The sequence below is a fragment of the Allochromatium palmeri genome, assembly GCF_009720725.1.
Taxonomy (GTDB): domain Bacteria; phylum Pseudomonadota; class Gammaproteobacteria; order Chromatiales; family Chromatiaceae; genus Thermochromatium; species Thermochromatium palmeri.
Genome location: NZ_WNKT01000004.1, coordinates 139,409 through 149,601, shown reverse-complemented (window position 1 = coordinate 149,601; position 10,193 = coordinate 139,409). Strand labels below are relative to the sequence as shown.

Below are 10,193 nucleotides of genomic sequence, written 5' to 3'. Positions count from 1 at the left end.
TTGAGTACCGGCGAGGTCATCCCCGCCAACCCGGCGCTCAAGAAGAACCTCAAGCGTTTGCAGCGCCGACAACGGACACTGTCGCGCAAAGTCAAAGGCAGCCGACGCCGAGCGAAAGCCAAGCTCAAGGTGGCCCGGCTGCATCAGCGGATCAGAAACCAACGTCAGGCGGTGCTCCATGAACTGTCCGATCACCTGACCCGCACCTATCAGGTCATCACGATTGAAGACCTGAACGTCACTGGAATGACGAAGAACCGCCGACTCGCCCGCGCCGTCTCCGATGCCGGCTTTGGCGAGTTACGGCGGCAGATCGAATACAAGGCCCAATGGCGCGGCGTGACCGTCATCATCGCGGATCGATGGTTTCCATCCTCCAAGACCTGTCACGCCTGCGGTCAGACCCACGACATGCCGCTGTCGCAGCGCACGCTGGTCTGCGACTGTGGGCACGTCATGGATCGCGACCTCAACGCCGCCAAAAACCTTGATCAGTATGGTCGCGACGCGCTCAGGCGAGACCTTAAACGCACGTAAGAGTCAGGTAAGACGGGTTCGCCCGCACTGGCGTTGACGACGTGAACAGACTTATTCAGCTTCGTGCAAGTTTGGGTAGGTTTTTATGAGCGGTTGCTCCACACTCTACAGCGAAGACATGCAACACGGGTAAAACATCGATGGCCGTCTAACCATCGTCAATCCCTTTGTCCGGAACTGAGTAGACCTGCATCGCCAATGAAAATCCTCACCTATCGCGGCCTCGATCCGGCGAAGATCCCCGGCTACGACAAGCTCACCGCCTATCTGGCCGCCGACGATTTCCGTTCCGCCGAGGTCAAGAAGGTCGGTGACAATCTCTATCGCGCGCGGCTCGATCGCAGCAACCGGATGCTGTTCGCGCTCTATCGTCATCAGGACGAGTGCTACGCCCTGATGCTCGAATACATCCCCGCCCATGCCTACGACAAGTCGCGCTTTTTCGCGCACGGCGCCCAGATCGACGAAGACCAGATTCCAGCCGTCGCCCCCGAGATCGCGGACGCGGCGCCCGAGCTGCCCTATCTCAATCCCCGACTGCCCCGATTCCATCTGCTCGACAAGGTGCTGTCCTTCGACGACGAGCAGGACGCGATCTACCACCAGCCGCCGCCGCTCATCATCATCGGCTCGGCCGGCAGCGGCAAAACGGCGCTGACTCTGGAGAAGATGAAGGAAACGCGCGGCGACGTGCTCTATGTCACCCGCTCGGCCTTCCTGGTCCAGAACGCGCGCACGCTCTACTACGCCAACGGCTGGGAGCGCGAGGATCAGGAGGTCGATTTCCTCTCCTTCCGCGAGTATCTGGAGAGCATCCAGGTGCCGACGGGTAAGGAGATCACGCCGCGCGCCTTCGCCGCCTGGGCCGATCGTCAGCGTCTGCCCAAGGCGCTCAAGGACAGCCATCAACTGTTCGAGGAGTTCCAGGGCGCGATCACGGGCGCCGATCCCGAACGGCCCTGTCTCAGCCGCGAGGACTATGTCGCGCTCGGCGTCAAGCAGTCGATCTATCCGCCCGAAGTCCGGGCCGAGGTCTATGACCTGTTCGAAAAGTATCGGCGCTTCCTCGACGAACAGGGCTGGTTCGACGCCAATCTGGTCAGTCACGCCTGGCTTGAACAGGTCCAGCCGCGTTATGACTTCGTGGTCGTCGACGAGGTGCAGGATCTGACTAATGTCCAGCTGCTGCTCATCCTGCGCGCCCTGCGCGATCCGACCCAGTTCCTGCTGTGCGGCGACTCGAACCAGATCGTCCATCCCAACTTCTTCTCCTGGTCCAAGGTCAAGACCCTGTTCTGGCGCGAGCAGGGCGATGGAATTTCGGCGGATCTGATCCGCATCCTCAACGCCAACTTCCGCAACTCGCCCCAGGTCACAGCCATCGCCAACCGGCTGCTGCACGTCAAGCACGCCCGCTTCGGCTCGGTGGACCGCGAGAGCAATTATCTGGTGCGCAGTTGCGGTCCGACACGCGGGCGCGTGGTCCTGCTCCAGGACAACGACCGCGTCAAGCGCGATCTCGACCAGCGCACGGCCGCCTCGGCGCGCTTCGCCATCCTGGTGCTGCATCCGGAACAGAAGGCCGAGGTGCGCCGCTTCTTCCGCACCCCGCTGGTGTTCTCGATCCACGAGGCCAAGGGGCTGGAATACGAAAACGTGCTGCTGTACGGCTTCATCTCCAGCGAGGACAAGCGTTTTCGCGAGATCGCCGGCGATCTCAGTCGGGCGGATCTGGAAGGCGAGCTGCGCTATGCGCGTGTCCGCGACAAGGGCGACAAGTCGCTGGAGATCTACAAGTTCTACATCAATGCCCTGTATGTGGCCGTGACCCGCGCGGTGAAGAACCTGTACCTGATCGAGCCGCAGTCCAAACATGGTCTGCTGGCACTGCTGGGACTGGGTGAGGCGCTGGCCGAGGTCGACGAGGTCGAGAGCACGCAGTCGAGTCTGGAGGAATGGCGTCACGAGGCGCATCGCCTCGAACTCCAGGGCAAGGAGGAGCAGGCAGCCGAGATCCGCGAACAGATCCTCAAGCAGCGCGGTGTGCCCTGGGCGGTGCTCCAGGGCGAGGCGCTGGCCGAGCTGGAAGACAAGGCGCTCCAGAAGGGCGAGAAGAAGGCGCGGATCGCGCTCATGGAATACGCCCTGGTCTATCGGGATCAGCGCCTGCTCAATGCCCTGATCCAGGGCGGCTTCAAGACCGCGCAGCATCCGGACAAGGCGATGCCGCTGCTCGAACGCACCCACTATCTGCCCTATACGCTCAAGCAGCCGAGCGCGGTGCTGCGCCAGATCGATCAATACGGGGTCGACTTCCGCAACGTCTTCGGCCAGACCCCATTGATGATCGCCAGCCGCATGGGCAATGCCGAGCTGGTCGAGGTGTTACTCGATCGCGACGCCGACACCAGTCTGACCGACGGCAACGGACTCAACGCCTTCCAGATCGCCCTGGAGCGGGCCTGTGCCGATGCGCGCTTCGCCCGTTCCAAGCTGCCGGCCCTGTTCACGCGGCTGGCGCCGCCCCATCTCGACATCCAGGTCGACGGACGCCTGATCCGGCTCGATCAGCGGCACATGGAATATCTGATGCTTTGCATCGCCATGGTGCTGTTCTATCAACGTCTCGGCGAACGCTGGGCCAGACGGCGTCAGGCGCTCTCGGCGGTGGAGTTCGCCGAGCTGCTGGAACACTTTCCGGATAGCGTGGTGCCCGAGCGGCGCAAGAAGCGCACCTATATCTCCTCGATCCTGTCGAAGAACGAGGTCAGCCGCGAGGATCGCTACAACCGCAAGCTGTTCCTGCGTCTGCGCCACGGCCAGTATCTGATCAATCCTCGTCTGGCCCTGCGCGTCGAGGGCGAGTGGCGCCGCATCTACAGCCTGCTCCAGCCGCAGCGACTGGCCGCCGAGCTGCGCGATGCCGTCCATTGGGGTAACTTCGTGTGGGATCCGAACACCGAGGCCGAACAGGCCATGACGGAATTACGGACCCTTTTGAAAGATCTGGAGGCGGGACAGACGCCCAAGTGACGCCCTGACACCTGCATTGCTAAATCGAATCCTCAGTATTTAATCATTTTCCGATCCAGGTATACTTGCAACTTTGTCTAAACCGACATCGTCTCGCAACGTCTCCCTGGAAGCGACATGACCCACAAGCCCGATATCGATCCGCAAGAGACTCAGGAATGGCTCGACTCGCTCGAAGCCGTGCTGGAGAACGAGGGCGTCGAGCGCGCCCATTTCCTGCTCGAACGCCTGATCGACAAGGCCCGCCGCTCGGGCGCCTATCTGCCCTATAGCGCCAACACCGCCTATCTGAACACCATCCCGGTCCAGGCCGAACGGCCCTTTCCGGGCGATCTGGCGATGGAGCGGCGCATCCGTTCACTGGTGCGCTGGAATGCCATGGCCATGGTGGTCCAGGCCAACCGCCTCTCGACCGAGCTGGGCGGACACATCTCCAGCTTCGCCTCCTCGGCGACCCTGGTCGATGTCGCTTACAACCACTTCCTGCATGCACGCACCAAGGATCATGGCGGGGATCTGGTGTTCTTCCAGGGCCACACCGCGCCCGGTATCTATGCGCGCGCCTTTCTCGAAGGGCGGCTGAGCGAGGACCAGCTTCACAACTTCCGGCAGGAGGTCGACGGCCATGGATTGCCCTCCTATCCGCATCCCTGGCTGATGCCCGGCTTCTGGCAGTTCCCGACGGTGTCGATGGGGCTCGGGCCGCTGATGGCCATCTATCAGGCGCGCTTCATGCACTATCTGCGTGATCGTGGACTGGTCAACACCGCCGGGCGCAAGGTCTGGGCTTTCCTCGGCGACGGCGAGATGGACGAGCCGGAATCCCTGGGCGCAATCTCGCTGGCCGCGCGCGAGCGGCTCGACAATCTGGTGTTCGTGGTCAACTGCAACCTGCAACGCCTCGACGGCCCGGTGCGCGGCAACGGCAAGATCATCCAGGAACTGGAGGCTGTGTTCCGGGGCGCGGGCTGGAACGTCATCAAGGTCGTCTGGGGCCGCTACTGGGATCCGCTGTTCGCGCGCGACACGCTGGGGCTGCTGCTCAAGCGCATGGAGGAATGTCTCGACGGCGACTATCAGGCTTACAAGGCCAAGGGCGGCGCCTACACCCGCGAGCACTTCTTCGGTAAGTACGCCGAACTCAAAGCGATGGTCGCCAATATGTCGGACGAGGACATCTGGCGGCTCAACCGTGGCGGTCATGATCCGATCAAGGTCTTCAATGCCTATGCCGCCGCCATGACCTGCACCGGCCAGCCGACCGTGATCCTGGCCAAGACGGTCAAGGGTTATGGCATGGGCGTGGCCGGTGAGGGCATGAACATCACCCACTCGCAGAAGAAGATGGGCGAGACCGCGCTGCGTGCCTTCCGCGACCGCTTCAACATCCCGATCTCGGACGATCAGATCGACGCCACGCCCTTCTACAAGCCGGCGCCCGACAGTGCCGAGAGTCAGTATCTGCACGCCCGGCGCGAGCAGCTCGGCGGCTTCCTGCCGGCGCGGCGCGATGAGGCCGCCGCGCTCCAGGTGCCGTCGCTCGACGCCTTCCAGTCACTGCTCGACGGCAGCGGCGACAAGGAGATGTCGACCACTATGGCCTTCGTGCGGCTGCTGACGCTGTTGGTGCGCGACAAGCAGGTTGGACCCTATGTGGTGCCCATCGTCCCGGACGAAGCGCGCACCTTCGGCATGGAGGGCATGTTCCGTCAGCTCGGTATCTACGCCTCGCAGGGTCAGCTCTATGAGCCGGTCGACTCCGATCAGGTCATGTACTACCGCGAGGACAAAAAGGGCCAGATCCTGCAGGAAGGCATCAACGAGGCCGGAGCCATGTCGTCCTGGATCGCGGCGGCCACGGCCTATGCCAATCATGGCCAGAGCATGATTCCGTTCTACATCTATTACTCGATGTTCGGCTTCCAGCGTATCGGCGATCTGGCCTGGGCCGCGGGCGACATGCGCGCGCGCGGCTTCCTGATCGGCGGCACGGCTGGACGGACCACGCTGGCCGGTGAGGGCTTGCAGCATCAGGACGGGCACAGCCTGCTGCTGGCCTCGACCATCCCCAACTGTGTGGCCTACGATCCGGCCTATGCCTATGAGCTGGCGGTGATCGTGCAGGACGGTCTGCGGCGGATGTATCAGGACAAGGAAAACGTCTTCTACTACATCACGGCGATGAACGAGAACTATGTCCAGCCGGCGATGCCCGAGGGCTGTGCCGAAGGCATCCTCAAGGGGCTGTATCCAGTCCGACAGGCGACCGAGGGCGACAGTGAGCGCCAGATCCAGTTGCTCGGCTCGGGCAGCATCCTGCGTGAGGTGCTGGCGGCGGCTGAGTTGCTGGAGCAGGACTTCGACGTCGCCTCGACGGTCTGGAGCGTCACCAGCTTCAACGAACTGCGCCGCGAAGGCATCGAGACTGAGCGCTGGAACCGGCTCCATCCCGATCAGACACCGCGTCTCACCTATGTCGAATCCCAGCTTGGCGATACGCATGGCCCCATTGTCGCCGCCACCGATTACATGCGGCTCCAGGCCGATCAGATCCGGCCCTATGTACCGCGCCGCTATGTGACCCTGGGCACCGACGGCTTCGGGCGCAGTGACATGCGTCGCCAGCTTCGCAAATTCTTCGAGGTCAACCGCTACTACGTCGCGCTCGCGGCGCTCAAGGCACTCGCCGACGAGGGCCAGGTTCCGGTGTCGATGGTGACGGACGCCATCGCCAAATACCGCATCGATCCGGACAAGCCCAACCCCGTGAACGTCTGAGTCATCCGGTCAACAGGTTTTAAGGAGCATTGCGCGTGTCTAGCCTCGAAGAGATTCTATTGCCCGACATCGGAGATTTTTCCGGTGTCGAGATCATCGAAATCCTGGTCGCCCCCGGCGACCGGATCGAAGCCGAACAATCCATTCTGACCCTCGAAAGCGACAAGGCGACCATCGAGGTTCCAGCGCCGATGGGCGGACTGGTCCAGGAGGTGCTGGTCAAGGTTGGCGACTGTGTCAGTCAGGGTGATCGGCTGATGCGGGTCGAGTCTGCCGGGGCGGCGGCTGTCGAGGGTTCGAGCCAAACCGAAACGCCAGCGCCAGCCGCTGTGGCCCAGACTCCGGCGCCGGCGGCGCCCAAAGCGACGTCCGAACCCAGCCCCAGCGTTGAACTCGATGCCGAGCCTGAATCGCCCCGCCGCGCGCCCGGCGAGACCGAGCACCGCCAGGCGCCGGTGCGGCCGCGTCCCGAGGACATGACCGCCATCGCCCGTGGCCGTAAGGCGCATGCCAGCCCGGCCGTGCGGCGCTTTGCACGCGAACTGGGCGTGGATCTGGCGCGCGTGAAAGGCTCCGGTCCCAAGGGGCGCATCGTCAAGGACGACGTCCAGGGCTATGTCAAACAGACCCTGGCCCAGGGCGGCGGCGCGACTGAGCCGAGCACCACGGGCGTCTTCCAGCTTCCGAGCGCACCCGAGGTCGATTTCGCCCGCTTCGGCGCGACCGAGATCCAGGAGCTGCCGCGCATCCGCAAGCTCAGCGGCCGTCATCTGCACCGCTGCTGGGTCGGCATCCCGCATGTCACCCAGTTCGACGAGGCCGATATCACCGAACTCGAAGCCTTCCGCCAGGCCCAGAAAGACGCCTCGGCCAAGGCGGGCGTCAAGCTGACCCTGCTGCCCTTCCTGCTCAAGGCCGTGGCGACGGCGCTGGCGCGGATGCCCGTGCTCAAGGCGTCACTGACGGCGGATGGCGAGAGTCTGGTTCACAAGCATTACACCCATATCGGCGTCGCGGTCGACACGCCGAACGGTTTGGTCGTTCCTGTGGTGCGCGATGTCGACCAGAAGGGTCTGCATCAACTCGCCGGCGAACTGGCTGAACTCAGCGCCAAAGCGCGCGACGGCAAACTGCTGCCGGGCGACATGCAGGGCGGCTGCTTTTCGATCTCCAGTCTCGGCGGCGTCGGTGGGACGGCGTTCACGCCCATCGTCAATGCACCCGAGGTCGCGATTCTCGGTGTCTCGCGTTCCGAGATGAAACCGGTCTGGAACGGACGCGAGTTCGTGCCACGCCTGATGCTGCCGCTGTCGCTGTCCTACGACCATCGCGTGGTCGATGGCGCCGATGGCGCACGCTTCACCAGCCTGCTGCGCGAGCTGCTCGGCGATATCCGACGCTTGCTGATCTGATAGGATGGCGGGTCTTATCCCATAACGATTTTCAGCGCCTGCGGCGCCCGTGAGAGAAGCCCCCACCATGAGCAGCAGCATCATCGAGGTCAAGGTTCCGGACATCGGAGATTTCAAGGACGTGCAGATCATCGAGATCCTGGTCGCCCCCGGTGATCGGATCGAACCTGAGACATCACTGGTCTCGGTCGAGAGTGACAAGGCCAGCATGGAAATCCCCGCGCCCCAGGCCGGAATCGTGAAGGCCGTGAACGTCAAGGTCGGCGATCTGATCTCGCAGGGCGACCTGATCCTCACCCTTGATGTCGAGGGTGGGGACGTGTCCGCGTCGAGTGCCGAGAGCGACGACAGCGCCGCCGCCGCGCCCGCCACCGCCGCCCAGGAGATCGTCACCGAGGTGGTGGTGCTCGGCGCCGGTCCCGGCGGCTACACAGCGGCGTTTCGCGCCGCCGATCTGGGCAAGAAGGTGGTTCTGATCGAGCGCTATCCGACACTCGGCGGCGTCTGTCTCAACGTCGGCTGCATCCCGTCGAAGGCGCTGCTGCACACCGCCGCCATCATGGAAGAGGTCAAGACGCTCGATGTCATGGGCGTGACCTATGGCGAGCCGGAAGTCGATCTGGCCAAAATGCGCGCCGGCAAGGACAAGGTCGTCGCCAAGCTCACCGGCGGCCTGACGGCGCTCGCCAAGCAGCGCAACGTCCAGGTCGTCCAGGGCGCCGGGCGCTTCGAGTCGCCCAACCGGATCGGCGTCGAGACCCGTGAAGGTCGCGTGCGGGTGCGCTTTGATCAGGCCATCATCGCCTGCGGTTCCTCGCCGCTGAAGATCCCCGGTTTTCCGCACGAAGACTCGCGCGTCATGGATTCGACCGATGCCCTGGCCCTGGTCGATGTGCCGGAGCGGCTGCTGATCGTCGGCGGCGGCATCATCGGTCTGGAGATGGCGAGCGTCTACAGCGCGCTCGGTTCGCGCATCGATGTGGTCGAGCTGAAGAATCAGCTCATGCCCGGCTGCGACCCGGATCTGGTCAAGGCGGTCGAGAAGCTCATCAAGAAGCGCTACGAGAACATCTGGCTCGAAACCAAGGTCGCGAGCATGAGCGCCGGTCCCGAGGGCATCAAGGTGGTGTTCGAGGGCAAGCATCCGGGCGAAGAACTCTACGACAAGGTGCTGGTGGCCGTCGGTCGTCTGCCCAACGGCAAGCACATCGACGCCGAGGCCGCCGGCGTGACGGTCGACCAGCATGGTTTCATCAAGGTCGATCAGCATCAGCGCACCAATGTGCCGCATATTTTCGCCATCGGCGATGTGGTCGGCGGTCCGATGCTGGCGCACAAGGCCACGCACGAGGCCAAGGTCGCCGCCGAGGTCATCGCCGGACAGCCCTCGCTGTTCGACCCGCTGACCATCCCCTCGGTCGCCTACACCGATCCCGAGGTTGCCTGGATGGGCCTGACCGAGACTCAGGCCAAGGCCGACGGCATCCCCTACGAGAAGGGCGTCTTCCCCTGGGCCGCGAGCGGACGTGCGCTCGGCATCCATCGCGACGAGGGGATGACCAAGCTGCTGTTCGATCCCGAGACCAAGCGCATCCTGGGCGCGGGCATCGTCGGCCCCAATGCCGGTGAGCTGATCGGTGAAGCCGTGCTGGCGCTGGAGATGGGCGCCGACATGGAGGACATCGGGCTGACCATCCACCCGCATCCGACGCTGTGCGAGACGATCGGACTCGCCGCCGAGATGGCGCATGGTTCCATCACGGACCTGATGCCGCCGAAGAAGCGTTAGTCTCTGTCGAACCGCATCCGCGTAGGGTACGCCATGCGTACCCTACCGCCCCGCCAACCAAAGACGCAGCCGTAACCCAAACCCAGTGCTAACCCCGACGATCGACGAGCGAATACGTCCATCGCCATCGATCACGACGCTGGTCGGCACGCCCGCGACACCCCAGGCCCGCGCCAGACGACCGTCAGGGTCTGAGATAACCCGAAAGTCCTGCCCGGCCTCGCGCATGTAGGCGCGAATCTCATCCGGCGTCCCCGATTGCATCGCGACCGTGACCACCGCGTGATCGTCGGCGATGGCGTCGATGGTGCCATCCGTGATCCGGCACACCGGACACCAGGTCGCCCAGAAATGCACCAGCACCGGACGCCCGCGCCAGTCGGCGAGATCGATCGGCGTCCCCTCCAGTGTGACGCCAACCAGCGGCGGTGCCTCGCCCGTCGCCAGTGTCCGCCCCTTCCACCATTGCACAGCGAAGACGATCGCCAGTATCAGGGCGATATTGATCAGCCACTCGCGCAGTCGAGTGCTCCACCGCCGCGTTTGCGGCGAATCCGGCTCAAAAGCCTGTTCTGGCGACGGCTCTGGGTCGAGCGACATTCCAAATTTCTCCTCTGAGTTGAAAAACTGATTTCAAAGCGGTG

Annotated in this window: 6 protein-coding genes; 5 read left to right on the top strand and 1 reads right to left on the bottom strand. The window is 63.7% G+C overall.

Annotated elements, in window-relative coordinates; translation table 11 throughout:
• The 5 genes from GJ668_RS03705 to lpdA all read left to right on the top strand — a co-directional run.
• Positions 1 to 537: RNA-guided endonuclease InsQ/TnpB family protein (locus tag GJ668_RS03705; protein WP_155448772.1), on the top strand; the 537-nt coding region annotated here is incomplete at its 5' end.
• Positions 538 to 735: 198 nt separating this feature from the next.
• Positions 736 to 3,570 carry a UvrD-helicase domain-containing protein gene (locus GJ668_RS03700; protein WP_155448771.1) on the top strand — a complete coding sequence of 945 codons (2,835 nt, stop codon included), beginning with the start codon at positions 736 to 738 and terminating at the stop codon, positions 3,568 to 3,570.
• A gap of 117 nt (positions 3,571 to 3,687) precedes the next feature.
• Positions 3,688 to 6,348, top strand: a complete 2,661-nt coding sequence (gene aceE, locus GJ668_RS03695; RefSeq protein WP_155448770.1) for a pyruvate dehydrogenase (acetyl-transferring), homodimeric type — start codon at positions 3,688 to 3,690, stop codon at positions 6,346 to 6,348.
• Positions 6,349 to 6,383: 35 nt separating this feature from the next.
• Positions 6,384 to 7,760 carry a dihydrolipoyllysine-residue acetyltransferase gene (aceF, locus tag GJ668_RS03690; RefSeq protein ID WP_186342860.1) on the top strand — a complete coding sequence of 459 codons (1,377 nt, stop codon included), beginning with the start codon at positions 6,384 to 6,386 and terminating at the stop codon, positions 7,758 to 7,760.
• A gap of 67 nt (positions 7,761 to 7,827) precedes the next feature.
• Positions 7,828 to 9,549: a dihydrolipoyl dehydrogenase gene (lpdA, locus tag GJ668_RS03685; RefSeq protein ID WP_155448768.1), complete on the top strand. Its 1,722-nt coding sequence runs from the start codon at positions 7,828 to 7,830 to the stop codon at positions 9,547 to 9,549.
• A 42-nt stretch (positions 9,550 to 9,591) separates the two neighbouring features.
• Here the strand turns inward: lpdA and GJ668_RS03680 are convergent, their stop codons facing one another.
• The gene (locus tag GJ668_RS03680; RefSeq protein WP_155448767.1) at positions 9,592 to 10,149 is read right to left on the bottom strand and encodes a protein disulfide oxidoreductase; all 558 of its coding nucleotides are present in this window, start codon (positions 10,147 to 10,149) and stop codon (positions 9,592 to 9,594) included.
• Positions 10,150 to 10,193 lie beyond the last annotated feature (44 nt).